This is a genomic window from Methanotorris igneus Kol 5 (assembly GCF_000214415.1).
Lineage (GTDB): Archaea > AGJL01 > Methanococci > Methanococcales > Methanococcaceae > Methanotorris > Methanotorris igneus.
This window is the reverse complement of the sequence record NC_015562.1, coordinates 1,236,682-1,263,595: the sequence shown is the minus strand read 5'-3', so window position 1 is coordinate 1,263,595 and position 26,914 is coordinate 1,236,682. Positions and strand designations below refer to the sequence as shown.

The window sequence follows — 26,914 nt, the reverse complement described above, 5'->3', positions numbered from 1 at the left end:
GGTTATGGAGGAGAAAATAAAGTTGAGGGATTTTTATATAACAAGCGATTTCTGCCTAATTATTGGTAAAGTTGGGGTTATAGCAGATACGCATTTGGGGTTTGATATTTACATAAATGAGAAAGGGGGAAATTTTCCCCAAATCCAAAAAGATAGCATAACAGAGAGAATAGACAACATTATAGACAAATACAAACTAAAAACTTTGGTTATTAATGGGGATATTAAGCATAATTTTGAGTTAAGTTATAATGAAATAGAATTTGTAAAGGAGTTTTTGGGGCATTTAAAGGATAGAATTGATTTAATTTTAATTAAAGGGAATCATGACACTTTTATCTCAAAGGTTGCTGAGGAATTGGGCATAGAGATATATGAGCATTATAAAATAAAGAACTATACAATAACACACGGACACGCCAATTTTAAAGAAGATGAGAGCTTTTTAATCTTAGGACATGAACACCCTTCCATAAAGTTGAGGGATGAGGTCGGGGCTATTTTAAAACTCCCTTGCTATTTATACAACAAAAGGTATATTGTCCTTCCTGCATTCAATCCCCTATCTCCCGGCAATGATTTGGTTAACAACTATGCCTCTTCCCCATGCATAAAGAAGGATTATTTAGACAGTGAAGTTTATGCAATAACTGAACTTGGTTTATTAAATTTTGGAACGTTGAGGGATTTGAGAGAGTTTGTAAAAGTTAATTTGTAGATTTTTATTTTTTGGTTTTATTAATTTATTTATTTAAATATATGGATTTTATAAATTAAATTCTAAAAATCTTGTTATTTTTAATTTATCATCCTTGTTTTAATGGACAGGGAATTCAAACTCGTAGCAAACCCCACAACTTCTGCAATAATTAGTTTCCATCCTTGTTTTAATGGATGAGTAATTCAAACAATACAACTCAATATCCCAACCACCTGAGCTTTGGCGTTTCCATCCTTGTTTTAATGGATGAGTAATTCAAACGTAATGTGATTGTTGTTTCAGAAACAAATTATTTGTTTCCATCCTTGTTTTAATGGATAAGTAATTCAAACCCTATAACTTCATCCTTATTTTATACCCAAACTCCTATATAAATCTTTCTTTTTGTAACTGAATTTTCTTACTGCATAATTATTGAAACCTTTATAAGAGTAAGAAAGATTGTGCAAATTATTTATAAATCCAATGCACAACCACTCCAATAAATCTCAATAATTAGCAGAGATTTTACACAATCCAAAACCAACTCAAACTTAAAACATACAAAATAAAACCAAAAAACTAAAATAATTAAAAAATCTCAATTTTAATTTGAAAAAATCAGTAATACTTTTTTCCAATTTTCTAGTACCAAAATTCAACAGGGGGTATATAAAAGCAAGATTATCTTATTGTCCTAAATACCATAAAATCATCAAAAAAGATTTATAAGGCTTTAAAAGAGATGGGTTTAGAGGAAGATTTTTATTATTTATCAACAAGTATATATCCAAAAGAAAGATTGAAAAGAATTGAAAGCATCAATAAAAATAAAAATAGAAAAATTATTGTTTCAACCCAATTAATTGAGGCAGGGGTTGATATTAGTGTAGATGTTATTTATAGAGATATTGCTCCCTTGGATTGTATAAATCAAACTGCTGGGAGGTGCAACAGGCATAATGAAGGAAAAAAGGGAATAGTTAATGTTGTTAAATTGGTAGATGAAAATGGTAGAAGGTTTGCAGATTATATTTATGAAAAACATCTAATAACCAAAACTGAAGAGTTATTAAATGAGTTTGATGTTATTGATGAAAAGATGTTCCTAAAATTGAATAACAAATATTTCAAAAAATTAAGCAATTACAAAGATAAATCAGAAGACATTTTAAAAACCATAGAAAAATTTGAATATAACGTAGTTGAAGGGAAATTCAAATTAATTGAAAATATTCCATCTATTGACTTATTTGTCTGTATTGAAGATGAGGCTGAGAAGGTTTGGGAGGAATTTGAAAGAATTAATGAAATAAAGGATGTATTTGAGAGGAGGAGAGAATTCCTAAAAATAAAGAGAAAATTTTATAGTTATGTTATAAGTGTTCCCGAATATGCTATAAAAGGAAAGGATATTTTATTCGAGCATTTGAGTAAAATAGATAAGAAATATTATGATAAAGAAACTGGTTTTGAAATTGTTGAGGATAAAACAATAATACTTTAAATTTGGTGGGACTATGGAACTTCCTATTTTAATGTGTAGGTTAAAAACAAATGAGCCTCTAAAAAAATCCCAAACTCCATATTTAAGGGGATATATTTTGAATGAATTTAATAAAGAGGATTATAAAGAGTTGCATAATCATAGTAATAATGGATTTATCTACACCTATCCAAAAATTCAATATAAAATTATTGGTGGAGATGCAGTTTTAATTGGCATAAAGGAAGGGATTAATATTTTGGGAGAGATTGTATTGGATATTAAAAAATTAGAGTTAAACCATAAGGTTTACACTGTTACTGGTGGATATGTAAAGGTTGTATTTGAGGAATTTGGGGTTTCTGATGAGATGAAAAGATACAAGTTTATCTCCCCATGGGTGGCATTAAATGAAAAGAATTATCTGAAATATAAAGAGTTGGATGAAGACGGGAGAAAAAATTTACTTGAAAAAATCTTAATTGGAAATGTATTATCTATGAGTAAGTATTTAGATTATACTGTTGAAGAGAAGTTAATTGTGGAAATTTTGGATGTTGAAAGTTTAATTGTTAGGTATAAGGGAAACAAGTTCATTGGTTTTAAAGGAGAATTTGAAATTAACTTCGATATCCCAAATTACTTAGGAATTGGGAGAAAAGTTTCCAAAGGATTTGGAAGTGTAGTTAAAGTTAAATAGTAAAACTATACATTTTTCCAAATCTTTATTTAAAAATAAAATATCTTTGTGCTTTTTTTATATATTTCTTTTCCATCCTTGTTTTAATAGATTAGGTGTTCGAACTTTCGAGTTTTCGAGTGCAGTATTTTCTATCCTTGTTTGTTTCCATCCTTGTTTTAATGGATGAGGTATTCAAACAACCATCGCCTATTAAATCCACTATATATCTACTCAGTTTCCATCCTTGTTTTAATGGATAAGCAATTCAAACTAGAGAATTAAGAGGTATTGGATTCTTGACAGAAGGTATGTCAATAGAAGTTTCCATCCTTGTTTTAATGGATAAGCAATTCAAACAATATATTGGATAGTAGCTGGTTCGGAAGCCAAGATTTGTTTCCATCCTTGTTTTAATGGATAAGCAATTCAAACCCTATAACTTTGTCCTTATTTTATGCCCAAACTCCTATATAAATCTTTCTTTTTCAACCCGAATTTTCTTACTGCATGATTATCAAACCCTTTATAAAAGTAAGAAAGATTGTGCAGGTTCTTTTTAAATTTATTGCACAACCACGCCAATAAATCTCAATAATTAGCAGAGATATTACACAATCCAAAACCAATCCAAACTTAAAACATACAAAATAAAACCAAAAAACTAAAATAATTAAAAAATCTCAATTTTAATTTGAAAAAATTAGTAATACTTTTTCCCAATTTTCTAGTACCAAAATTCAACAGGGGGTATATAAAAGCAAGAAAAGTTAATTAGGTATTTTAATATCGGATATTAAATTCCCTAAGAGGCACTGCCGAGCGAAGCGAGGCGGTGCATCCCCATTTTGATGAAACTTTTCTAAAGTTTCATTTAGAGGTTTCTTTTATTATTTTAATGTATATTTCTTAAGACATTTGCAGCCTGCCTACACATTACATTTATTTTCCTAAATAAAACCTTTTCTTCATCCCAATCTATTGGATTCTTTCCCCTCCAAATACCCAAAACTTGAGAGATGGGTTTAATATATATCTTACCAAAAACTATAGAAGAAATATAAATTAAATCCCTAATTTCTTCCCATTTAACTAATTTTTTAAGTTCTCCAAAATCTACATAAATTGGAATTATATCTGGCAAATATTGTAGATTATGGGTAAAATTCTTGTCAGAAGTTAAAATTAGCAATTTTCCTTTATGTTCATCTGAAAATTTAACAAACGATTCTTTTATATTATTATCCCACACACCTTTACCAGGGATAATAACGGCATTCCTCCCTATTAATAATTTTATCTGAGATAATCCTAATTTGAATATCCTATCAACTGAAGAAGGCTGGTTTATAAAATCTCTATCTTCACAATCTTTAATCTTCCCTCGTTCATTGGTTAGTTCATTTATAACACATTGAGATATAGCAAAATTTGGAGATATCTTTTCTCTCTGCTTATCTAAATAGTCAATTATTTTCCTTGGTATTTGATTTATTAGTGCATTTGTGTCAAAAGTTATATAATAAGTCTCTTTTTCTTTTAGTTTTTTAAATAACCATTCATAAAATTCTCTCTCACTAAACTCCTCTTTTTCATCACCATAAACAATAAATTTAACCTCCTTTAATCCAGAAGCATTTAAAATAGTACTAATACTTTCATAATCACCAACATAATAACTTAACTTTAAATCTTTATTTATCTCAACCTTGGCTTTGTTATCATTCTCATATAAAGAGATCGTTGCAAACTTTTGGTTTTCTACCTTAATTTCAAAATTGGATTTTCCAAATAAAAAATATTGGTTAAGAATAGCCAAAATTTCCCTTCTATTAATAATCAAATCCTCTAACTCCTCTTTTTTTAAGACTTTTCTATCATCTTTTTTACTACCTGATAACTCACTTATAAACTCATGTAACTCCTGGATTGAGAAAGGAATTAAAAAGAGAGGGTAGTTTATATAACCCATATCTTTTAAATGTAGATAATAGACTCTATCGCACTTATACTTATTTTTTCCATCACTAACCCCCTCAATACCAGCAAACATTGAGAGAGCGCTCATAAACTTCCTTCCAGGAGTCATGTCAATAGCAATTTCATTTCCTTTTTCCTTCTCTTTAACAATTATCTCTTTTAGTGCATTAGAAAAATCCTTAAAGTCATCTTCACTTACTTTATAACTTTCATCTACATCAATATTAAAATTATATGATTCATTTAAAGATTTTATATAATTTTTAATAATTTCTTTATTTTTTTCCACTTTATAATTCCATAACAAATACACCTTATCTGGGACATAACCCTCTTTAACTATAGCCATCCATAGTGTATTAAAAACTGCTAAAGGAGAACTCCCTACAGTACTTATCCAAACTCTCATTATTTCACCAAAAAGTGATAATAAAGTTTTATTAAATAGAATAAAAGTTTAAAATATTTCTATATATTTCATTAATCATATTTTTGAACTTTTTAGGTTCCATTTTATCTTTATTAAATCCAGCATGATTTATATTGTTTCTATATTGTGTTAATTTATCATACAGTTTAGATAATTTTGTTAAGTTATTTGTTTTCAAGTGATCAACTATTTTCTTCAACAATTCCAAATTCTTCTTTTTCTCATCTTCATCTTTTCCTGGAATTTTCCATTCATTTTTAGGGAGATCCCTTGCAACAATATTTAAGGCAGAACTAACCAAACCTCTATACTCTTTATCTAAATAATCCAAGTCAAGGTCTTTACATATTAAGGTTATTACACTCTCTTGTAATAATGTGTAAGCCTGCTGAATCAAATTAAATTCAATACATAGTGAAACAGCCCTTAAGCAATTGTATTTATCATTATTTTTGAAATCTTTAAATTTATCTTTTATCTTTTCAATTAACGGAATTAATGGAGCTAAGGAGCTATCTTTTTTAATAATTTTTATAATTTCATCTATTTCATTTTTAAATTCATCATAATCGAAGTTATTTATCTCATCCCCTCTAACAGTTGCTAAATATTCCATATATTTTTTTAACTTCCCAGTGTTATTTTTTAATAACTCATGCAATTCTCTGTTTTCTTTATGCAATTTTCCATATTCTCTTTTAGATAAGTTATATAAATCTTCAACATAACCAGTAGTTAAAAATTTGTCTATTGCCTTATTCCAATCTAACAATCTATCTAATTCTTGCAGTTCCATAATTCTTGGTTCTCCAAATACATTCCCATAAAAGATTTTCTTAACTTTTATGCCTTTAAGGGTTTTGGCATAATCTAAGATTATGGTAGCAAGCATTGGTAAGTATCTGAAAGAATGGGTTATATCAATATAGATTTCATCCCTTTCATTAATAATTTCAAATATTTTATTAAATATTTCCCATACTTCCTCTTCTGTATTTCCATCAGGAATTTTAATTGTCTTTATTTCTGGTTTTATATCCATTTCTTCAAGTTCATATTTTAATCCTTTATAGGTTTCCCCTTCCCAATTCATCTTCTCTGATTTTTCAGTTAATAATATGATTATTTCATCTTTCTCTTCCCAATCTTTACATATTAGTTCAATTAAAGCCTTTTGTATGAATCTACTCTCAGTGCTTGACTTATTTTCATATTTATAAATACAAGGCTCATACTTTCCAGCTCCTAAAAAAGATATTAATTTCTTAGGCAAGGTATCCCCCCTAATTTTAATTAACCTTTTCCAATTTTATCCACCCTAATGGGGAGATGATCCTATTGTCCCTAACATAAACTCCAACTGTAGTTGGAAAGTCCAAATAACTTTTAGCATTTTGCCAAGTTTGATATAACTTATATTGTGGATTTCTTGGATTAATTTTTCCTTTAGGTTTATATAAATCTAAGAAAAATTGCCTAATTTTATGGAATAGAACATTATTTTGGTCATTTTTCCATAACAATGGATAGATAGTTTTATTTAAAAATCCTCCTTCAAAACCAAGGTTTATATATAGAGCATCATTCTTTTCAATATCCTTTTTTAATTTTTCATAAAATTCCTTTAGTAGAATGGGGAGATCTCTTTTAATTTCAAAATCTACAACAGTTTTGGAGAAGTTGTTGCACAACTCTTTAATTATTTCAAACTTCTCATGGTTATTTTTTGGGTTAAAATTCTTATTTAATCTATTGTTAAGTTCTTTAAAGAATTCCTCTTCAACTTTTAAGTTAATTGTAAACTCTCCTTTGGTCATTCCTTCTAAATAATTAGGAATTGTTAGTTTTTTCTTTTTTATATGCCATCTTTTTGTTAAAATAAATTTAAATTCCTCTCTTTCTAATTTAATACTATCAGAGATTTTAAAGTATTTAAAGAAATCATCTCTAATATCTCCTATAGCCCTTCTCTCTATTTCTTTTCCTTTATCATCTATTTTTTTGTTATCTAATATTTTAAATATTTCAGAAATTTTGCCATCATAGTAATTAAATAGATAAGCTGTTCTTATAGCCCCTTTTATTGAACTACCAGGGACATATTTTCTATTATTTTGATGAATAAATTTTTTTACCCTTGTTCTACTATCTTCTTTTATTTCAGATTTTATTTTATAAACAACATAATCTTCAGCACAAAGGCCAACTCTCTCTAAGATATCTTTAGCATTGGTCTCTACTCTATTCCCTATAGACTTATTTACAATATAATTTGATATCTTATCTATATTACTTAAATCTCCCAAATCCTCTAAAGCCTTTTCAATATCTACTATATGAGCAATATTATTTTCAATATAGTAATCTAATGGTGTATATTCCTCCCCACAGCCAATAAATATTGGTGTTATTAGAGAGCATTTTAGCATCATTTTTCCACCAGTGGTAGAGTTATTGGTTTCCCATGAGTATATACTGGATGGATATTTTCAGAGCTATTTTTAGGTTTGACATTTTTTATACACCCTTCAAATGCCTTAACTACAGAACCTTCAGATAAAGCCATTAATGACCTTCTATGCTTAGTTACTAATTCTGGCTTAGTTGTTGAATAAATGTATCCTCCAAGTTCTAAAAGTTTATAATACTTAATATTACTAATCTCATCTTCTTTAGGAATTCCTACACCTAAAAGAATATTTAGTTCTCCTTGAGTATTAAACAATTCATTAAAATCTTTAAATTCTTTTATATCTTTTATCTCAACCTTTTCAAAATGCCCAGATCCTATACTTCTCTTTCCCCCTAAACCCTCATCAGCCAACAATCTTATACTTGCTTGAATCTCTTTATTTAAATATTCTGGATAATCAATAATAAAGTAAAGCTCCACATTTTTGTCAAATTTGATAAACTCTACCTTATAGAGCTGCCCTTCAGCAGGCCTTTCACAAATCCTATCTATTGTGTTCTTCTCCTCATCATACCTCTTAAATATTTCTATATTTTTTATTTCCTCAATCTCTTCTTCTGTAGCAAAAATACTTTTAGTCACTCTTTTATTAAAATATTCATCTAAATTATTGTCAAATAGGCAATTAATATAGTAGTTTTTACTACCATAGCCAATTTCTTTGAGTTTTTCCATAACTATTTCTTTGTAAGCCTTTAAAGTAACAAATTTAATCTTTTTCACATCTTTTGGTTTGATTTTCATGTAATTTTCATTTTTTAATAAGTAAAATATAGGATACTCTGGTTTAGGTAAAAGGAAAGTATTCTTTATTTTAATAAATAAGGATGATAATCTTAAATTTTCAGCTAATTCTTCGACTTTTTTATTTATTTCTTCCTTATAATCTTCCCCATACAATAAGACAAAGTTATTAACTATGGCAGAAAATAAATTTGATGAATGAAATATTACATCACTCTTTTCTAAATCACCACTACCAAAATGATATTTACTATTAACACTTGGTTTTAAAATAACCAACTTTTTCATTTTTATCACCAAAAAAAGAATAAAACTTAATAATTCCAAATTTCTTTTATTTTTTCTTCTAACTTGTTTAAATTTTTTAATTCATCTAAATCTTTAACATCTGTTACTTTTTCAGCTTTTTCATTCCCTTCATAGTATTCTTTAGGTCTGTTTACAATTTTTAAATTTTCAAACTTTATTTTACCATATCCTCTACTTCCAGAGCCTCCTAAGTAGTCATCCTCTAACAGCTTCATCCCAGTTATTAGCTCTTTTAAAAGCTCTTTATCTTCTTTTTTATAAACATTGAAGACTATTTCAAAGTAAAATTTAGCTCCTGCTGAAACTCTTTCAATGAATCTTGGATGCTGAGCAACTCCCTTAACTCTATCAATAATATTTTCAGGTTTTATTTCCAAATATTCATTTAATTCTTCATCATTTTCATCTAGAATTTTATATTTTTTCTCACCTATTTCTATTACTTCATTATTGCTGTTATTTCTATTTTTTTCATTATCATTAATTTCCTTAACTAAATAAGCATCTCTAAATACAACTCTTCTTGGCTCTTCAATCTTTTTTGAATCATGAGGACCAAAAATTTTACATATTACACAATCTCCACAACTACATGGTAATGCTGTTATATGAGATTCGATACTATAGCCTTTATCTTCAGTATATCCTTTACTTTTATACTCTTCAATTAATTTATCTACAATGTCTGTATTAAAGTCCTTTAACTCATAAGTTTCCTCTTTATCTTCTTTAACTTCATATCTACTTTTATCTCCTTCTTTAATTTCTTTTTTAACCTTTATTACTACTTTTACTTTTCCTTTACCCATAGATTTTTCTAATAGGCATCTTATTTTTCCTTTTAAAGAGCTGCCTGGAATATATATTCTTCCAAAAGCATCTTTAATTACTGGATCGTCAGTACCTCCAATTTTTAAAGTTTCTTTAAGCCCTCCAATATGCAATCCTGTCAATAACTCAATAACTCCTGAAATTATAACTTTTCCTTTTAAAGTTATATTTTCCATTTTCATCACCTTTTTATTTTCCTTCATAAAATCTTTTATATGCTATAATAGCTTCAAAGAATTTTTTAAAGTGTTTAAACATTTCTTTTCTCTTATTTTCATCATTTTCATTATAAATCTTATCAAATACAGCATCTATTAATTTTTTTAATTCAAATAATCCCTGATTTCTTTTTTCTTTACCATAATGATAAGCTACCATTGGTTTTAAATGAGCAAATTTTATTATCCAATCTTCATCTTCTGGAGAAATTTCATTTAGGTAATCATAAAATTTTCTAATTTTTGTGAAAGAGATATATTTCAAATTTTTATTAGCAAATTCTTCAGCATAATTTAAGAATTTTTTTATATTTTTGTCATTTACATTTAGTATTTCATCTAATAATTTTAATTTATCAGAATTCTTACCTGCTTTATTTTCATTTTTAGGATTAGGATTTTGATATTTACTGTAACCCATATCTATCCCCTCCACTTAAGTTCAGTTATCTTAGCAGCAACTTTGAGATCATTTAGGGACAAGCCAACATTTTGGAGTACAGCTTGGTGCACCTTCCTTTTGACATAATCTTCTAAGAATTTAACTTTTTCATACTCTTCTTTCTTCTTATAATTTCTTTTAATGTAGTAAAGCAACCTCCAATAGTAAGGAAGGTAGAGAATAATCTCACCATTTTTACCTTTCTTCACAATTTTATTTAGCATCTCTGCAGCAACTTGGGAGATATGCAAGATTCTTTTTTTATTGGTGTCCTTAATTAGTTCATTAAATTTACCCTCTAACTCATCTTCATTGAACTTCTCACAATATTTTTCCATGCTCAGCATTTCATTTATTAACTCATTTCCAAGTTCTAACTCACTCTTAATATCTTTCAACTTCTCCCAAAATCCAGGAATGTATTTAACTTCCAAGTCCCAATTTAATGGAGTTGAGAAGATAGATAAGGAATTTTTCTTTATAATGTCCTTAATTTCATTATCTTTAGCCCTTTCAAGCTCTTCTTCAGCAAATTCAACAGCTCTCTTAAATTTAAATTTTGGATTAGTTAAGTAGATTCCAGCACTTAAGGTAATAAATGGATTGTAGCAAACAAATTCTTTGAAATCTTCTCTAATTTTTTTGGCTAATTCCCATACAGCATCCCATGATCCAGTTATTAAAGTATCATCACCTCCAGCATAGATTAAGTAAATATTATCCTTAAACTCATGTTCTTTTCCTTCCTTATCTTTGAATTTTCCAGTTTTTATTAAGTAAGGGATATATCCAGTAAAGAATAAACTTAAGAAGTTACTTAATGTACTCATTCTTGATATTGAAGCCAAATTCTTTCGTTCTTTATTTTTGTTATTCTTTATTATTTTTAATCCTTTAGTAAATAACTCTCCTAAGTTATCAACATCCATCTTTAATACAGCTATTTTATTTGTTCCTGTTCTTTTTTCAGCTTTTTTAGCCAGTTCATTTAAATCTATAATATCCCCATTCTCATCTAATGGGAATGATATTGGGAAGATTTTAAATGGGATTATTAACTCTCCATTGTTATCAGGCAAATTATACTCATCTAAATAATATCTGAAGAACCCTTTATCTTCTAAAAGGTTGAAACTATTTTCTAACTCTTTAAATATCTTTATTTTTATTTCATTTTCATCATTAAAAATTTCTTTTAATTTAAACTTATTTTCTTTAGAATATTTTTTTAATTTTTCAGTTATATTTATAAATGACTCACAATATGGGCACCTATATCCTTCCTCTTCTTCTAAAGGTATTTTTTCATCTTTTAATTCATTATTGCATATTTTACATCTCTCATCTTTACCATCATCAATTGGCTTCTTGAATATTTTCTCTAATTTATAGTCAAACCTTCTTAACTTTCTCTCTACTGTTCTGTCTGAAACTCTCTTCCAAACTTTTGAAAAGTCTAAAAAATCACTTAAACTAACATCTTCTTTGACTAAATAAACATAAACTTTAGTTTTAAACATATCAAAAAGAATATCATTTATTTTCTTCTCAAATTCCTCAATTTTCCCATCATCAACTTTATAACTTAAAATATAGAAATGCCCCCCTCCACAGAATAGTATGTTAGCTATTGGTAAATCTAACTCTTTACAAATATATCTTGCCAAATACTCCATTAAAAAATCTAAGTAAAAGCTCCTTCCTCTCAAAGTTTTTGCTGCATATTTATTTTTAACTGTAAAAATAAAGTCCTGAATTCCTGAAATGTCTCCATGAATAAGGCAGAATATTTTATCATCCCAGTTTTTTCTTTCTAAGTATTCCTTTAATTTTTTATCATTTATTTTTTCATTTATTTTTTTACTCTCATAAAGCCTATAGAGGCATGCTGCAATTGCACAGGTTGTTTTTAAGTGGTCATATAAAGAAATGTCTGGATAACTACCCCTTATTGCTCCACAACTCTCCCAAAATGTAGCGGAAGGTATGCACCAAGTATATTTATATAGGAGTTGCAGAAGTTCTTCAAAACTGATATCATTTTTATTTTTAAAATCTCCTAAAGCTGTTTCAAAGTCATTAAATAAATCAACATAATTGTCATTTGGGTATGGTTTATTTGTAAAAATAACTTTTTTATTTATTTTTAATTCCTTAAGTGGATACTTATATCCCATCCCATAGAGAGTTTCTAATTTACTCTCACTTTCAACATGTTTTAAAAGATTTGCAGTTTCAAAAATTGATAACAACTTTATATCTTCTCCATAACCCTTTAAAATATCACTCTCTTCAACAGACTTTCTCTCCCCACTACTTAACCAATCAGCCAATCTTACTATACCAACATACCCATCTTTTATTTTGTTGTTGTGATGTTCTTTAACAATATCTAAGATTATCCTTTCTTCTTTATCACTTAAAAAACTTAAAAATCCCTCATCAAACAATTTTTTTAAATAATTATAACCTTCAATTTCATGTTTTTGTTGTTTTTTGCCTTCATCCATAATTTTTCTTTGAACAAACTTACCAATATCATGCAACAAAGCCCCTATAACAACTGCCCTATATTCAGAATCCATACAATCACCAAGTAATATCATATCCTTTGTTATACATGATTAAATTATTTTACCTAACTACAATTAAAATTTTACTAAACTTGTATAGTTTCCTTATTTGAACATTTGTACATTTTTTGTTGTATAAATTTTTAATGTACAACCATTATATAAACCTTTTTATTTTATTTTATAATAAAGAAGTAATGACTATTAAAAAACTTAATCAGATATTTTTCCCTACCTTATTCTTTAAGAATTCCATAACCTTTTTGTGCATCTCCATGATGAGTTTTTTCTTATCCTCCATAACAATAACATCAGACGACGCCATAGCAATTAAGTTAAATGCAAATGGGGATGGATAAGGAAGTTCTCTATAATATATCCTCATATTTTTAACTTTTTTCATGAAATCCTTTGCATTTTCAATATCCATAACATCCTCCAATATCTCCCTTATTGTCTCCCTGTAGAGCGGATGATTGATTTCTCTGCAGTATTTTATTAACATCTCAGCATTAAACTGTTGTCTATTAACACTCATCTTCCTACCCATATACTTCCTCAAAATCATAAAACCCCTTGTTGCAACGTGTCTAAATCTCCTCTTTAATATCTCCGCCCTTTCTAAGGATTTTTTAAGCGTCTCCTCTAAATCTATGTTAAAAAGTTCAACTATGTTGGCTTTTGTCAGTTTTCTATTTTTTGGAAGTATCAAAGCAAAGCCATTATCACTTATTGAAACTCTAACATTGCATTTTTTTAGATTTGATACATAATAGGCAAAAGCCCTTGATATGGCATCATTTGCCCTCCTACCAATTAAGAAGTGGAACACATAATACCTCCTCTTCTCATCTACAAAGTGCTCAATTAAAATTTGCTTATGGTTTGGGACTACCGCGTATCTATCCTGTTCGGTGATGTAGTTTTTTATTGCTCTTGCGGTTTTTTCATCCACCTGATACTTTTCCATTATATCCTCAACACTCATCCACAAAACTTCTCCTCTAAACTTCTGGATATCCAATGCCAAATCATAAGCAAGTGGCAACTGCTCAGAAAACCATGCGGGAATCGTTGGTTTTTCATCAAATGCCTCCTTTACATTAATCCTATTCCCTCTACCTCCAATGTATTTGTATGTCTTTCCCCCCAAAACAAATATATCTCCCCTCATCAACTTCTCCGCAAATTCCTCCTCAACCTCTCCAATGTATTTTGAATTGCAATAAACTGCTACTGATGTCTCATCTGGAATAGTTCCCACGTTCATATAGTAGATTGCTCTTGTTGATTTTCCTCTCTTTCCAAACCTATTATCTTTTAACCAAATTTTTCCATATATGGATTTTTCTTCCATCCCCTTAGCCAAATAGTTGAGAACATCCAAAAAGTCCTCCTTGCTCAAGTCCTTGTAGGGGTATGCTTTCCTCACTAAGTTATATGCCTCATCAATCTCCCAAACTTTCTCCAAACTCATCCCAACAATATGCTGGCAGAGGACATCTAAGCAGTTTTTTGGAATGTGAACTTTATCTATTTTCCTATTCCTTGCATTGTGAGCTAAAACAGTGCATTCAACTAAATCATCCCTATCAAACGCAATGATAATTCCTTTACTCTTTTCATGCAACCTATGTCCACTCCTTCCAATCCTCTGCAATGCCCTTGAAACACTCTTTGGTGAGCCAAGAAGAATAACCAAGTCAATGCTTCCAATATCTATACCTAACTCAAGCGAGGTAGAGCTGTTTTTCGAGATAAAACCGTTGACAACGTAGTTTTCAGTTTCTGAGTCTATTATTCCATAGGCTTCATCGATAAACGTGGGTTTAATTTCCTTAATTTTATCAAAGAATATATCCCCCTCTGCAAGATTGAGTAACTCTTTTATTTCGTGAGCGAGATTTTTATCACCCTTCTTCTCAGCTTTCCTCAAGTAGACTCTCAGCAGCTTAATCATATTTCTCCTGCTTATCTGCCTCTCTCCAATTTCCACTTTCTCTGGATTATACAGCTCTTTTTGTAGTTTGTAGGTACTTATTCCGAGCTTTAACCTGAGGTATCTAAGTCTCTTCCCCATGTTTGGGATTACATCTCTATTTGAATAACCTGAAAATTTAAACTCCTTAATCTTCTTTAGTTCATCTCTCCAAGGCTCTATGATTTCAAAGAATCGTCTAAGATATTCTCCACCCAGCACTGAGACAGTATAGGCCGTGCCTCTTTTTGAAATTATCCTACCTCTAAAATGCTGGACTTCATTGTAATTCCTCTTTCTTATCGAGGCAACAATTCCAAAATATAGCAACAGATCTCTAATGCCATCTGCAAACTCTCTGTTGAAAGTTGTGAATCCTGCTGAGAATATTCTCCCATTTTTAATCTCCAGATACCCGTCTCCATCAAAGTAGCCAGATAAAAATTGCTTCTTATGCTCCAATGGGAGACTATACAGAATTTTTGGAAATGTTCCATGCTTGGACTTTCTGCCACTGTTCCCAACTAATGCCTTAAACATCCCCATGAGAGTTTTAAAGGACAGCTCTAACGCATAAGTACTGACGTTCTGCTTTCTAACTACGGGCTTAACTCCGAATTCCCTTTTCGCTTGCTCTCCATACTTTTCCAGCAGATCTAAGTCACTGGAGAATAAAGTTAAGGTTCCACTTTTCCATGAGCCATCAGCCATCCAGAAGCCGAGGAGACGGGCCATAAAAGGAGTAAAGTTGAGAGGCATGTGGTATTTTCCTTTATCTGTCGTGATTTTTGAAACATTTTCAGTTGACAGCTCAAGAGAAAGTTGCCTCAATATTTCTTTTAGCAGATCCCATCTGAAAGGATAGATCCCATTAAGCTGTTTTATTAGGTGACTACGACTCAACCCCATTTTCTTTGCAAAAGCACTAATTGAGCCAAATTTATCCTGCATCTCTCTTTTTAGTTTGCTCAGGAACTCTATTTTCAGATGAAGGTATGCTGAATCTGGTAGAAACTTAAAAATAGAGACTTCTCTCTCAATAGATGGAAGCTTTCTAAGGACAGCTATGTAATTTCCAGCCTTCAAATTCTCTGCTTCAATCCACTTAAGTTTTCCATTCTCATCAACAGTTAGGAATTTGTGCTCTTTTGTAGCCTTAACTTCAAAGCCAAGAGATGTTCGAATGAGCAAGCCTTCAGCTGAGTATTTAATTTTATGGGGCTTCCTAAACTTAACAAACTTTACTTTTCCATTCTCAATTCCAGTGATTGCTTCTTTTCCATACAACTCCTTTATCATTTTAATTCCATTGTCAGTTAGTATCTTAGAATCCCCTGCAACACATACAACAGCTCTAAGCTCTCCCTTTTTCAATTTCTCCTCAACTTCTAACCTATGTTCCCTGCTTAATGATGAATGATGAGCCTCAATGTTTTTAATGCTCAAATTCCTCAAATTATAAACAACCCTCTCTGTTGCACTCCTTGTATTTGTAAAGATAAGCGTTGTTCTATGCTTTTCAATAAGCTCTTTTAATGTTTTGTAGAGTTTTTTTGATATCTCATCACTTGGAGTGTAAATTAAATCATCCACTGGAGAGATGACCTTTATTTCAGTGTCCTTTAGGTAATTTACATCAACTATTAGGCACTCCCTCCCAACACCAACCAAAAACTTTGCAACTTCTTCTAATGGATGAACAGTTGCACTCAACCCAATCCTTACAAAATCCGCTATTCTATTCAACCTCTCCAAAGATAGAGCTAAATGAACCCCCCTCTTGTTTGTTAATGCATGAATCTCATCAACAATCACATACCTTATAGATTTTAAATGCTCAGAAAATTTTGGAGAATTTAAAGCAATAGCCAAACTTTCTGGGGTTGTTATTAGTATATGTGGAGGTTTTTTAACCATCTTTGATTTTTGATAACTTGTTGTGTCACTTGTTCTAACAGCAACCCTAATTTCATCCAACTCAACACCCAACTCCTTTGCAACTTCATATATTTCCTTTAAAGGTTCTTTTAGGTTCTTTTCAATGTCATTATTCAATGCCCTCAATGGAGACACATATAGAACGTAAATTTTATCCTCCAACTTTTTATTTATGGAGAGGGATATTAATTCATTAATCGCTGCTAAAAAAGCAGATAATGTCTTTCCACTCCCTGTTGGTGAAGAAATTAATACATTTCGCTTTTTGTGAATTTCCATAACTGCATATCTTTGAGGTGGAGTAAAAGCTCCATACTTTCTTTTAAACCATTCTTTGACCGGCTCTTCTAAAATAGCATAAATTTCTTCATCAGAATATTCTTTTTTCAATCTTTTAATTGTTCCAGTATTGCTACCATGTGCCAACATTCCACCCACACTAACACCTCTACAAAAAATTACAAAAATCCAAATTTAAAGATTTTCAAAAAATAACTATAAATTTAAATTTAACAATATAATGAATGATAAAATAAAAAATTGAAAAGATTGGCAATTTAGAGCAATTTGTTGAATGGGTGTGTGTCGATTGGGTTGATACCCATATCTTTTGCAGCTTCTGCAATAACTGCATCTGTCATTGCTACTGCTGGGAATGCTAATTGAGCGTTGTCAATAGGCCCATAGAGGACGAAGTCTCCTGATGCCATAACTTGGACGAGGTTTGCTCCAATATCACATACATGGTGGACGTCTTTTGCAAGTTGTGTTAATCCTTCTTCTCTCAATTTCTTTCTGAATTCTCTCAACCAATCCCACGCTGATGGGATGTTGTGAATACCACTTCCAACAGGCAATCCGAATTTTGCCTTAACTGCAAATGATGCTCTTACTGCATTACCTGCACCGTTTCCTAATGGAGTAACTGCAACGTCAATTAATGGGTATTTAATTCCTGCTTTTTCAGCTAATTCAAGCATACCAACATCTTTTGTTTTACCCCCATTTGTTAAAACATTAATCTTTCCTTCAACTGATGGATCCATTGGGTCGAAACAGAGGACAATTGATGCTTCAAGGTCACTCTCAACCAAGGTTTGGAATTCTTCATCTTCAATGGAGACGTTGATAGAGTTATAAATACACTGGTTTGCATATCCTGCTTCTGTTGCTCTTCTTGCAGCAGCCATTCTTGCTTCTCCTGATGTGGAGTCAAGTAACATTGGACCATCCCAAACTTCAGCAACAAAGTCAATATAATTAACAAGAGCTTCTGGTGTACCACCAAACACTTGTACTAATGCTGGGTTTCCAGTAATGTCTTCCATTTCTGCTTGTTTGTTTATTAAATCCTCTGCTGCTTGTTTGTCAAAGATACCTTTTTTAGGATCTTCTACGATTTTGTGTCTTGCATAGAAGATTGTCCCTGCCAATGCTGTTGGGTATTCTCCTGGCTGTCCTCCAATTTTTCTTCCAGCAATCTCAACTACCATTTGTTCTTTCTCAAATTTGAACATTACATACCACCCCAATCCACTTTATTTTATTTGAAGGAATATTGGCAATACTATGTTGTAGAATACTGTTAAGAATATAATCCCTAAAACCAAACCGTAAACAATACCAACATCTCTTCCAACTTTTTTACCGGCTCTTTGGTATAACTCAGCATTTGTATTTTCAATCATTTCTTCAATTTTATCAAGTTCTTCTTGAATCCTTTTAAAATCTTTTGTTGGTGTAACTACTGAAGGTATTTCAGCCATTCAATCACCCTACTATGAATTTTAACCTATTAAGAATTTTAATATTATTGGAATTCCAACCAAGACAACAGCAAGTAATGAACCAATTGCAAACCCTTTAACAGATTCTGAGCTTACCCCTGATGCTAAACCAATGTCCCTTGTCATTAAACCAACTTTGTATTCTAACTTTTCAAGAAGTTTTTGGCATGCTTCAAGATCTGGCTCAACAACTGTTGGAATACCTTCTATCTCAAATCCACCTTCTGCTTCTTCTCCTCCTGCTCCTCCGCCTTCAAGGTCTAAGACCATTGGTTCTTCGTCTATAGCTCCAGGGTCTTTTGAAATGCACTCTTTTATAGCTGCAGTTATCTTGCTAACATCTTCACAGTCGATTAAATCAACGACTTCGACAATTTGCCTTTGGAATCTTTCGACTGCGTCTTTACCAACGTTTTCTAAGAATGGAATTGCTCCTTTCGCTCCAATAATACCCCCATCGTCACCAATACCATTTTCCCATAACGCTTTAAAACACTGTCCAGTAATGTGTCCCTGAACCTCTGAACCACACAACACCATAAACCTAATGTTTGGGTTTGATATGTAATTTGCTACGACTTTTTCGATTCCTAAGTTTTCTGTGTGGCAAGGTCCTGCTATCGCAGCACCAGCATCAATACATGCTTGCTCTAAACCGTGGGAACCCAAAGTTACAACCCCAACACAACTCTCAGGGTTCCCAACGACATACTCTCCAGACACAATAGGCCATCCTGCCGCAGGGGCTTTCTTATTTGCCATGTTTCAGCACCTCCAAATTATAACAATGGGTGTATTAATGAGAATAACAACAAGGACAAGAACAATCCTATTGCAATTCCTTGAACTTTTCCGTTGTAGTATCCAGCATTATATTTTGCAAGTATTGCTGCATCATTTATTTTTTCAGATATTAATCTCATTCTTGCTTCTATTAATGCAATTTCTGGGGATGTTGGTTTTACTGTTGCCCCTTCTTCTTCTCCTCCTGCTCCTCCGCCTTCAAGGTCTAAGACCATTGGTTCTTCGTCTATAGCTCCAGGGTCTTTTGAGATGCACTCTTTTATAGCTGCAGTTATCTTGCTAACATCTTCACAGTCGATTAAGTCAACGACTTCGACAATTTGCCTTTGGAATCTTTCGACTGCGTCTTTACCAACGTTTTCTAAGAATGGAATTGCTCCTTTCGCTCCAATAATACCCCCATCGTCACCAATACCATTTTCCCATAACGCTTTAAAACACTGTCCAGTAATGTGTCCCTGAACCTCTGAACCACACAACACCATAAACCTAATGTTTGGGTTTGATATGTAATTTGCTACGACTTTTTCGATTCCTAAGTTTTCTGTGTGGCAAGGTCCTGCTATCGCAGCACCAGCATCAATACATGCTTGCTCTAAACCGTGGGAACCCAAAGTTACAACCCCAACACAACTCTCAGGGTTCCCAACGACATACTCTCCAGACACAATAGGCCATCCTGCCGCAGGGGCTTTCTTATTTGCCATGTTTCAGCACCTCCAAATTCAAATTATAGACCTATTAAGCTTAAATTCGTTTTAATCACTAATATCACTACTAACACAAGAATCGCAAGTGTTATCCAGAACCCAAAGAACATACCTTTAAAAAGCCCTGAAATTTTATATACTCCATCTCTGTTGTCGAATGTATTCAATGGCGGGTTTCTTGGGTCTAATGAGTTCTTGAGTGCTGTTGCCAATCTCTCTAATTTTTTAACTTCTTCTTCAACATGAGTTAAATCTACAACGAGGACATCCTTTCTCATTTCTGCCACAAGACCACTATTAACTTCCATAACTACATCGATCTCTGGACATATCTTGACAACTTCCATTATACCACCTTACTCTTCTTCCTTCTTAGGCAATTCTGGGGTGTAGAGGACACAGCATGCATCTCTTAATGACATCTTCACATATGTTCCATATGCAATAGCCCAAAGTATTGCAGCAACGATTGTTGAGATTAGATCTAATTTAGCAATGGCAAAGACTAACCATGTTATTAAACCACATGCCACTGCAAGAGTTAATGTTCTTTCGTGGCTCTCATTTGGACCTAAACATGCGTTGAAAGGATGCAATATTGACATACCTGCTCCAATAAATGCTAATGCAATAATTCCATTTTTAACTGCATTATCAATGAACACATCTGCTGAAAATCCTCCTGCATAAGCGACACAGAATCCAAGGATTGCCAAAGCTCCTGCAAGGGAAAGTTTTGTCATACTTTGAACCATAATTGGGATTTTCATACCTACTGGATTTACTGTTAACCTACCAATTATAAATCCAACAACTATTGCAATAACTGCTGCAAGTATTGGTGTTACAATTTCAGGAATACCAAATACCTTAGGAATTAAAACTCCTGCCAATGCAGCCATTGTTCCCATACCTAAACTAATCATACCAATGGATGGAACCCCAGTACCTAAACCATAAGCAGCAACTTTCCTAACAGTGTTTGCTCCAGCAACACATGCTCCTGCTGCTAATAACCCACCTATCAACATTGACAAACTTGGAACAAAGTGAGCAACATACATTCCTACTATAGCCAAGATTGCCCCTACAGCCAAAACTTGGTTTTCTGGATATACTTCTGCTGCATGACCTCCTCCACCATGAGCCATATTACCACCAACTCAATTTTTAATTTTTATTGTTTTTGTGTAGAATCCTTGTTTATGCTTATATAATAGGCAAAGCCATAGCCTAATTTATGCCAAACCTGCCATTCCTAATAATACAAGTCCACACAATAATGATGCTACGAATGATGCTATAACCCCATTTGGCATTTTCTTGAATTTTGGATCGTGGAATCCTTCGATTGTTCCTCCAATGTTATAGGACGCAAGAACCGCATTTATGAAGAAAAACCCAACTGCTAAAATTCCAGCAATTGCTGTGTCAAATCCTAATTGTTTTAATGCAATGTACGCAAGAGCCCCACCAATACCTCCAAGTCCTGCTCCAATTAAACCACTAACAAAACAAACTGTAGGAACTGCGTGACCAGTTGTACCTGGTGTGATGTAAGGTCTTTGTTCATCTCCTGTTATAGGGTCTTTTTCACACTTATCTGCTGCTGGAACAACCCCTACTCCAAATACATAAATCAACTGCCCAATCAACATTGTAATACCAAGCATAATCATTGAACCTACTGCTCCAGAAAGAGCAATTAAAGCCAAGTGTGCTGGATTGAATACGTCAACTCCTGCCTGAGCAGCCATTGCTGCAGCAGCCATTAATCCAGTAAACCCTGCACCTGCCGCTAACTGTGTTGTACCTGTACCTACCCCAGTTGATGTAGCCATTGCTGCTGGAGCTCCACCGACAGGAACAAAATGAACACTTGCATTAATTATAGCCCCTGCAATTGTAATTTCTGCAAGAGGTATCAATAAACTCACAGCATCCATGATATCACCACATTCCATGTTTATAGTCAATTTTGAATTTGTTGTGTCATACAAACTTATTTTGTGTATGGTCCGTATTTCTCTCTTGCAAATACCTCAACTTTTCTATTTAATATTGCAGCGACAACAACAATTAAAAGCCCTATAATGATCGCAATAACTGATTTTGTCATTAAATCATTTCCAAGAATTTCACCTAAAACGCCTCTCCAACCATCTAAGAATATAATCAAACCAAAGCAAAGCCCTGTTAATGGTCCACCTAATCTTGAACAGAAGTACGATGAGTCCAAACCATTTCTTAAACCATATTCTGCTTTAATATCAATATCTCCATGGTTAGCGACAGGAACCCCTCCTCCAAATGGATACTTTTGATATTCTCTTTCAGCACCATAGTGAACGTCTCCTGTGGAGGAACCAATTGCCCCAACTGTAATACCAAATATCAATGCTACCAATGGCAATGGGAATGGGTTTCCTAATACATTATTTGCTAAATATGCTGCAAAAACCATACAGAATACCGCTATAAATCCATGCCCTACTATAGGCCCTAAGTGGCTTAAAACAACATCCATGTAAACTGGTTGACCGAAGTTCTTTGATTGACCAACAATTCTACCTAAGTATGAGCTAACTGCATAAGCTCCATGAACAAATGCTGCCACACCAGAACCAGCTACCAATGCAAGAACAGGATTCAACCCATAGTTTAATAATGCCCATGCTATTGCACCAGCAACAGCAACATACAAACCGTATGAAACTGGCTCCCCTGAAATTGCCTTGTTGAAGTATCTGTGGATGTTACCCATTTGTGGAGCTAACTGAACCTGTGAGTTAGGGTTGGACTGAGAACCTACGTCAGACTCTAAGTCTTCTGCACATCCAGCAATTGTTGCTGCTGCTCCTGCCAAAGCCAACGCTCCAAGGGCTATTAATGTAGTATCCATTTTTTCACCTCACAAAATAATATTAACATTAACACAACACAACCCCAAATAAAATAAGATATTTTTTATCTTTCCTTATATAATATATATTCTTTTCCATTTGATTTCGCAAAAGTCAGATTAAAGAATTTTTTATTTTTACTTAAGATTTTTGTATCTTTTACATATTGTTACTAAATCTAAAACAATATAAACATAATTAAAAAAAAAATTTATTAAGGGCAAAAGCCCTTAGTGTGCTGGAATAATTGGATCTCTTTCTCCTGCTGGTTCGAATTCTCTTAAAGCACCTCTTGCAAACTCTTTTCTTGGGTGTGCAAAGTCGAAGATCAATGATGGATCTGCGAATGCTACTTTAATTAATGGGTTGAGAGCAAATGCATCTCCTCTTGCTGAGTGTGCTGCTTGTGTAATACCTGCGTATTCTCCTTGGTGACCGACGTTCATTGCGTAGTTTGGATAGTTTGGACCTCTCAATTCTAATGGTGAGGACTCGTCGTTTCTAATTGATAATGAGTTAGCGGCACCACATTGGTCTTGCAAGTCGTATCCGTAGAATCCTAATCTGCTGTGGTATTCTTTGTGTAAGATTTGGCTTAAGTACCATCCGTTCAATCCAGCGTTTGAGTTACCAGTAGCTAATGCGGTAGTAATTCCTGCTGCTGCAGCTGTAACTGCTGCTCTTTGGGAACCTCCAAAGTGATCCTCTAACAACGCTGGATATTCGTCATATTGCTCTAATGCGTATAAGGTCACTTCTGTTGCAATGTCCTCAACTACATCCATAGTTGGTTTAATTGAGTTACATCCTCCATATTTCTTGGTTATGTAATCATATCCGTAGTAGGAGAAGTCATCTAAGATGTCATCTGTGTAAGCTGCGGTTGCATATTGTGTGAATCCGACACCACCAGACATGTAGGAACCAAGCCAGATTTGGTCGTATAACATTGCCCCTGCACCAACGACTTCTAATGCTTGTTCTACTGGGTCATCACTTACCCTTGAAGTTTGGACAATATCTGCTAAGATACCGAATGGAATTCCACCTGGTTCGTTTGGACCTCTTGCTCTTCTTGCTGGTAAGAGTGTACCCATTTGGATAACGTCTGCGTGTTTTGCAGCGTAGGAGAAGTCAGCAATTGCTGCCTCCCCAGCACAGAGCTTGTATGCTGTAATGAAGGACATACCAATTTGCATTGCAGACCATCTTGCAATTGTACCTCCATCACAAACTCTACCGACTAATGTTGGTACTCTGTTGACTTGGTATGTTCTTTTACCGATAGCTTTCTTGATTTGTTCTGCTTGTTCTTCTGGGAACAATTTGTTGATGTCAATTAAGAACTTCTTGTCAATCTCATCTGCTAATTCATCGTCTCCAGTGAATATCTTAGCGTAACAGTCCCATGCTAATGCTGGGTGGACCTCAACCATGTGCTCTTGGACAACTGCCCCACCAGGTAATGCGTGGTTGATGGTTTCCATGTATTCGTTGATTGTTTCTGGTGTAACTTCTACCCCTAACCTCTTCTCTAAAACTGCATGCGCAGTATCCATACCAACGATAACAGTTCTCCTAATGTCATCCCACATTTGTTGCATTGCAGCGTTGTTCATGAAGTGTAAGTCATCTCCTTCAACAATGTAGTCTGTTCCAGAGAGTTTGTATGGCATTAATTTTCTTTGACCTAATGGAACCCCAATGTCTGGATTGTAGAATGGAATTCCTCCTCTTTTCTCAAGTAATTTTTCTGCTGCTTCAACGAATTCTCTTTTTCTTGCTGATTGTTTCCATCCTCCAAATACGTAGAACTTTGTGTATTTTTCTTTTGGATCTTCTTCAAATTTCTCCTTCAATGCTTTTAAGAATAATTTCTTTTCTGCTTCCATAGGCTCACCTCAAGGAATTTGTGAGGAATTTTGTTATTTTTCTATTTTAGTTTTAGGTTATTGATTATTTAAGTTATTAGTCATGAGTAAGGTTAAAGATTTTGATTTAAAGCCAAGAGAGAAATAAGTTAGTTTAGAGTTCTTTGAATACATCTTCTGTTGGGCAGAATCCACCAAGGGTTCTTGCTCTGTGGATTCTCTTAACTACTGTTAAGAGCTCTTTGTCTTCCCTCATTGGAATTCCGTCTTTTCTGTAGATTGTTGTAATTTCTCTTAATTTTTCTTCTGGTAATGGCTCTCCAACATCTACTGGTTCATCCAATGGTCTTCCAACTTGGTCTTTTACGTATACTACGTGTCCTGTTTTCTCATCGTAAACATATCTTTGGAGAGCGTCGAACATCAAACCATTTTCATCCAATCTTAATGAGTGCCCGTGGACAGTTGCCCCCCTGATACCACATCTTGCTGGGTCGAAGAATGCTGTATCGATAAGGAAGTTCTTGGACAATGCCTCTAAGTCGCTTTCTCTCATTTCGATAACTTGTCTTCCTGATAAGGTACCTGTATCTACCCCTCTGAATCTCCACATGTATGTTCTTGCTCTGTCGTATGGTTGAGCAGGAGCGAAGTACATTGAATCTGCGAACTGGATGTATCTAATTCTGTGTCCTTCTTTTGCTCCGTTGATTGGCTCAACTAAATCCCTTACGTAGTCCTCTGGTAAGTCCATTTCTTCTAATGGTGGGTGAATTGTTTTGTAATCTTCCCCTGGTTGTCTGTGACCCATTATTTTTACAACATCTTCATCTGGAATTTCTCTTAACTTTTCCAATTCAACATCTGGGTTCATGTGGTTTCTTCTGTTTTGTGCAATTTTTGTTTCACCTGGGTAGAATTGAGGCTTGTATGCCATAAAATCACCTCATTAAGTTAAGTGCTTTTTGATTTTTTCAATTATCTCATCAATCTTAGTTTGTGGGCAAGATTCACCCCTAACTACACCTGTCACTATATCAACAATCATTCCTTTTGTTTGTGGTTCAACAGGCATAACATTTAGAGTTTTAACCCCAACCTTTGCGAAATCTTCCATATCTACTGGACACTGGCAAACGACAATTGTTGGTATTTCAACGTATCTCAAGAGCAATCGAGCTTTATAAACCACGTGGTTGATTACATTTCCAAAATGCACAACACACAATTTATGTCTATTTATTTGGGCAGCCTCTTCAGGCTTAAGCCCAAAGGTTGAACCTAAACTGCCATGTGGAGCATCGTGAGGAATTCCGCTTCCAGCATCTAATACAAGAACACTTGTCTGAATCCCTGCTTCCCTGATTCCATAGGTTATTTCACATACTGGTTTTGTTATATGCCTCCTCCCTGGTGACATTGCAACTACTACTACATCATTTCTTAATGCCTCTGCAAAAGTACCTCTCTGAGCCAGTCCTCCACCTTCACCGAGACCCATTACTGCCCTACAGTCAATGATTTGTTCTTTTCTACCTACTGGCATATTACTCCTCTTTACTACTTTTTTCCTCATCTTCTTTTTCTTCTTCTTTTGGAATTATTTTGACGGCAGATTCAAATTTACTTCTTGGATCGGTAATTCCAATCAATCTTTTATCTATTTCATTGACAAATCTCTCTCCATACTTTATATAGTCAGTTACTGTTGGCTTATCTTTCAAGAATTTACCAACTTTAATGTTGTATCCAAATGGGAAGAGCTCTTCACAGATTTCTTTGAGTTTGTCTAACTCGCTGTCATCTTTAAGCGTTATCCAAAACCTCCCTGCCATAACTGTAAGTTCTACAGGAACTCCTCCAACGCTAATTATTTTTCTTTCTGAATGATTTACTGGTGTTCCTTTTGCAGGCCCATAGTAAACGGTTTTTGGGAGGGGCTGCCCATGGATAATAATTCTTTCAGTAGTTTCTAAGGCATAAACTTTATTTAGAAATTTTTCAGTTGTAGTGGCTTTTAAATATCTGTGAGGAAAAACTTCAACTTCTATCATCTAA

23 protein-coding genes are annotated in these 26,914 nt (G+C 33.1%); 3 read left to right on the top strand and 20 right to left on the bottom strand.

All coding sequences use genetic code 11. The features are described from left to right. Window positions 1-4: 4 nt before the first annotated feature. The 3 genes from METIG_RS06325 to METIG_RS06315 all read left to right on the top strand — a co-directional run bounded on the left by METIG_RS06325 (window position 5) and on the right by METIG_RS06315 (window position 2,886). Entirely contained in the window at window positions 5-718 is a 714-nt protein-coding gene (locus METIG_RS06325) for a metallophosphoesterase (protein WP_013799391.1), read from the top strand. A 673-nt stretch (window positions 719-1,391) separates the two neighbouring features. Continuing rightward, window positions 1,392-2,207, top strand: coding sequence for a helicase-related protein (locus METIG_RS06320; protein ID WP_083809497.1), 816 nt, complete (start codon window positions 1,392-1,394; stop codon window positions 2,205-2,207). Window positions 2,208-2,220: 13 nt separating this feature from the next. Next, a complete protein-coding gene (locus tag METIG_RS06315) occupies window positions 2,221-2,886 on the top strand; it encodes a CRISPR-associated endonuclease Cas6 (RefSeq protein WP_013798873.1) in 666 nt (221 codons plus the stop codon). Window positions 2,887-3,760: 874 nt separating this feature from the next. On the opposite strand, the gene METIG_RS06310 is transcribed toward METIG_RS06315, so the two are convergent. The 20 genes from METIG_RS06310 to mcrD form a co-directional block, all read right to left on the bottom strand. Continuing rightward, a complete protein-coding gene (locus METIG_RS06310) occupies window positions 3,761-5,254 on the bottom strand; it encodes a hypothetical protein (protein WP_013799389.1) in 1,494 nt (497 codons plus the stop codon). A gap of 31 nt (window positions 5,255-5,285) precedes the next feature. After that, on the bottom strand, window positions 5,286-6,548 hold the full coding sequence (gene csx2 / locus METIG_RS06305; protein ID WP_013799388.1) for a TIGR02221 family CRISPR-associated protein: 1,263 nt from the start codon (window positions 6,546-6,548) through the stop codon (window positions 5,286-5,288). Window positions 6,549-6,564: 16 nt separating this feature from the next. Beyond that, a complete protein-coding gene (gene csm5 / locus METIG_RS06300; RefSeq protein WP_013799387.1) occupies window positions 6,565-7,707 on the bottom strand; it encodes a type III-A CRISPR-associated RAMP protein Csm5 in 1,143 nt (380 codons plus the stop codon). Beyond that, window positions 7,704-8,780, bottom strand: a complete 1,077-nt coding sequence (gene csm4 / locus METIG_RS06295; RefSeq protein WP_013799386.1) for a type III-A CRISPR-associated RAMP protein Csm4 — start codon at window positions 8,778-8,780, stop codon at window positions 7,704-7,706. The genes csm5 and csm4 overlap by 4 nt, the downstream gene beginning before the upstream one ends. Before the next feature lie 26 nt (window positions 8,781-8,806). Beyond that, window positions 8,807-9,808, bottom strand: a complete 1,002-nt coding sequence (gene csm3, locus METIG_RS06290; RefSeq protein WP_048055561.1) for a type III-A CRISPR-associated RAMP protein Csm3 — start codon at window positions 9,806-9,808, stop codon at window positions 8,807-8,809. A 13-nt stretch (window positions 9,809-9,821) separates the two neighbouring features. Next, a complete protein-coding gene (csm2, locus tag METIG_RS06285) occupies window positions 9,822-10,271 on the bottom strand; it encodes a type III-A CRISPR-associated protein Csm2 (protein WP_013799384.1) in 450 nt (149 codons plus the stop codon). A 2-nt stretch (window positions 10,272-10,273) separates the two neighbouring features. Continuing rightward, entirely contained in the window at window positions 10,274-12,877 is a 2,604-nt protein-coding gene (cas10, locus tag METIG_RS06280; RefSeq protein WP_048055560.1) for a type III-A CRISPR-associated protein Cas10/Csm1, read from the bottom strand. A 205-nt stretch (window positions 12,878-13,082) separates the two neighbouring features. After that, the gene (locus tag METIG_RS06275; RefSeq protein ID WP_048055689.1) at window positions 13,083-17,210 is read right to left on the bottom strand and encodes a DEAD/DEAH box helicase; all 4,128 of its coding nucleotides are present in this window, start codon (window positions 17,208-17,210) and stop codon (window positions 13,083-13,085) included. A gap of 128 nt (window positions 17,211-17,338) precedes the next feature. Beyond that, window positions 17,339-18,298 (bottom strand): tetrahydromethanopterin S-methyltransferase subunit H, encoded by a 960-nt coding sequence (gene mtrH, locus METIG_RS06270; protein WP_013799381.1) that lies wholly within the window; start codon window positions 18,296-18,298, stop codon window positions 17,339-17,341. Between the two features lie 21 nt (window positions 18,299-18,319). Beyond that, on the bottom strand, window positions 18,320-18,547 hold the full coding sequence (gene mtrG, locus METIG_RS06265; RefSeq protein ID WP_013799380.1) for a tetrahydromethanopterin S-methyltransferase subunit MtrG: 228 nt from the start codon (window positions 18,545-18,547) through the stop codon (window positions 18,320-18,322). Window positions 18,548-18,568: 21 nt separating this feature from the next. Then, complete coding sequence (mtrA, locus tag METIG_RS06260) at window positions 18,569-19,330, bottom strand: tetrahydromethanopterin S-methyltransferase subunit A (RefSeq protein WP_013799379.1); 762 nt, start codon at window positions 19,328-19,330, stop codon at window positions 18,569-18,571. Between the two features lie 17 nt (window positions 19,331-19,347). Then, complete coding sequence (gene mtrA / locus METIG_RS06255; protein ID WP_013799378.1) at window positions 19,348-20,079, bottom strand: tetrahydromethanopterin S-methyltransferase subunit A; 732 nt, start codon at window positions 20,077-20,079, stop codon at window positions 19,348-19,350. A 23-nt stretch (window positions 20,080-20,102) separates the two neighbouring features. After that, window positions 20,103-20,429, bottom strand: coding sequence for a tetrahydromethanopterin S-methyltransferase subunit B (locus tag METIG_RS06250; RefSeq protein WP_013799377.1), 327 nt, complete (start codon window positions 20,427-20,429; stop codon window positions 20,103-20,105). A gap of 9 nt (window positions 20,430-20,438) precedes the next feature. Next, the gene (mtrC, locus tag METIG_RS06245; RefSeq protein WP_013799376.1) at window positions 20,439-21,233 is read right to left on the bottom strand and encodes a tetrahydromethanopterin S-methyltransferase subunit MtrC; all 795 of its coding nucleotides are present in this window, start codon (window positions 21,231-21,233) and stop codon (window positions 20,439-20,441) included. 87 nt (window positions 21,234-21,320) lie between these two features. Beyond that, on the bottom strand, window positions 21,321-22,028 hold the full coding sequence (gene mtrD / locus METIG_RS06240; RefSeq protein ID WP_048055559.1) for a tetrahydromethanopterin S-methyltransferase subunit D: 708 nt from the start codon (window positions 22,026-22,028) through the stop codon (window positions 21,321-21,323). Between the two features lie 56 nt (window positions 22,029-22,084). After that, entirely contained in the window at window positions 22,085-22,984 is a 900-nt protein-coding gene (gene mtrE, locus METIG_RS06235; RefSeq protein WP_013799374.1) for a tetrahydromethanopterin S-methyltransferase subunit E, read from the bottom strand. Window positions 22,985-23,215: 231 nt separating this feature from the next. Further along, on the bottom strand, window positions 23,216-24,877 hold the full coding sequence (mcrA, locus tag METIG_RS06230; RefSeq protein WP_013799373.1) for a coenzyme-B sulfoethylthiotransferase subunit alpha: 1,662 nt from the start codon (window positions 24,875-24,877) through the stop codon (window positions 23,216-23,218). 133 nt (window positions 24,878-25,010) lie between these two features. Continuing rightward, the gene (gene mcrG / locus METIG_RS06225) at window positions 25,011-25,793 is read right to left on the bottom strand and encodes a coenzyme-B sulfoethylthiotransferase subunit gamma (protein ID WP_013799372.1); all 783 of its coding nucleotides are present in this window, start codon (window positions 25,791-25,793) and stop codon (window positions 25,011-25,013) included. A gap of 12 nt (window positions 25,794-25,805) precedes the next feature. Beyond that, window positions 25,806-26,402 carry a methyl-coenzyme M reductase I operon protein C gene (gene mcrC / locus METIG_RS06220; RefSeq protein ID WP_013799371.1) on the bottom strand — a complete coding sequence of 199 codons (597 nt, stop codon included), beginning with the start codon at window positions 26,400-26,402 and terminating at the stop codon, window positions 25,806-25,808. Window position 26,403: 1 nt separating this feature from the next. Continuing rightward, window positions 26,404-26,910, bottom strand: a complete 507-nt coding sequence (gene mcrD, locus METIG_RS06215; RefSeq protein WP_013799370.1) for a methyl-coenzyme M reductase operon protein D — start codon at window positions 26,908-26,910, stop codon at window positions 26,404-26,406. Window positions 26,911-26,914: the final 4 nt, after the last annotated feature.

What these genes read in the sequence shown, in the direction of transcription:
- METIG_RS06325 (WP_013799391.1), top strand. Translation starts at nt 5, where the DNA reads ATGGAGGAGAAAATAAAGTTGAGGGATTTTTATATAACAAGCGATTTC.
- METIG_RS06315 (WP_013798873.1), top strand. Translation starts at nt 2,221, where the DNA reads ATGGAACTTCCTATTTTAATGTGTAGGTTAAAAACAAATGAGCCTCTA.
- METIG_RS06310 (WP_013799389.1), bottom strand. Translation starts at nt 5,254, where the DNA reads ATGAGAGTTTGGATAAGTACTGTAGGGAGTTCTCCTTTAGCAGTTTTT.
- csm5 (WP_013799387.1), bottom strand. Translation starts at nt 7,707, where the DNA reads ATGATGCTAAAATGCTCTCTAATAACACCAATATTTATTGGCTGTGGG.
- csm4 (WP_013799386.1), bottom strand. Translation starts at nt 8,780, where the DNA reads ATGAAAAAGTTGGTTATTTTAAAACCAAGTGTTAATAGTAAATATCAT.
- csm3 (WP_048055561.1), bottom strand. Translation starts at nt 9,808, where the DNA reads ATGGAAAATATAACTTTAAAAGGAAAAGTTATAATTTCAGGAGTTATT.
- csm2 (WP_013799384.1), bottom strand. Translation starts at nt 10,271, where the DNA reads ATGGGTTACAGTAAATATCAAAATCCTAATCCTAAAAATGAAAATAAA.
- cas10 (WP_048055560.1), bottom strand. Translation starts at nt 12,877, where the DNA reads ATGGATTCTGAATATAGGGCAGTTGTTATAGGGGCTTTGTTGCATGAT.
- METIG_RS06275 (WP_048055689.1), bottom strand. Translation starts at nt 17,210, where the DNA reads ATGTTGGCACATGGTAGCAATACTGGAACAATTAAAAGATTGAAAAAA.
- mtrH (WP_013799381.1), bottom strand. Translation starts at nt 18,298, where the DNA reads ATGTTCAAATTTGAGAAAGAACAAATGGTAGTTGAGATTGCTGGAAGA.
- mtrG (WP_013799380.1), bottom strand. Translation starts at nt 18,547, where the DNA reads ATGGCTGAAATACCTTCAGTAGTTACACCAACAAAAGATTTTAAAAGG.
- mtrA (WP_013799379.1), bottom strand. Translation starts at nt 19,330, where the DNA reads ATGGCAAATAAGAAAGCCCCTGCGGCAGGATGGCCTATTGTGTCTGGA.
- mtrA (WP_013799378.1), bottom strand. Translation starts at nt 20,079, where the DNA reads ATGGCAAATAAGAAAGCCCCTGCGGCAGGATGGCCTATTGTGTCTGGA.
- METIG_RS06250 (WP_013799377.1), bottom strand. Translation starts at nt 20,429, where the DNA reads ATGGAAGTTGTCAAGATATGTCCAGAGATCGATGTAGTTATGGAAGTT.
- mtrC (WP_013799376.1), bottom strand. Translation starts at nt 21,233, where the DNA reads ATGGCTCATGGTGGAGGAGGTCATGCAGCAGAAGTATATCCAGAAAAC.
- mtrD (WP_048055559.1), bottom strand. Translation starts at nt 22,028, where the DNA reads ATGGATGCTGTGAGTTTATTGATACCTCTTGCAGAAATTACAATTGCA.
- mtrE (WP_013799374.1), bottom strand. Translation starts at nt 22,984, where the DNA reads ATGGATACTACATTAATAGCCCTTGGAGCGTTGGCTTTGGCAGGAGCA.
- mcrA (WP_013799373.1), bottom strand. Translation starts at nt 24,877, where the DNA reads ATGGAAGCAGAAAAGAAATTATTCTTAAAAGCATTGAAGGAGAAATTT.
- mcrG (WP_013799372.1), bottom strand. Translation starts at nt 25,793, where the DNA reads ATGGCATACAAGCCTCAATTCTACCCAGGTGAAACAAAAATTGCACAA.
- mcrC (WP_013799371.1), bottom strand. Translation starts at nt 26,402, where the DNA reads ATGCCAGTAGGTAGAAAAGAACAAATCATTGACTGTAGGGCAGTAATG.
- mcrD (WP_013799370.1), bottom strand. Translation starts at nt 26,910, where the DNA reads ATGATAGAAGTTGAAGTTTTTCCTCACAGATATTTAAAAGCCACTACA.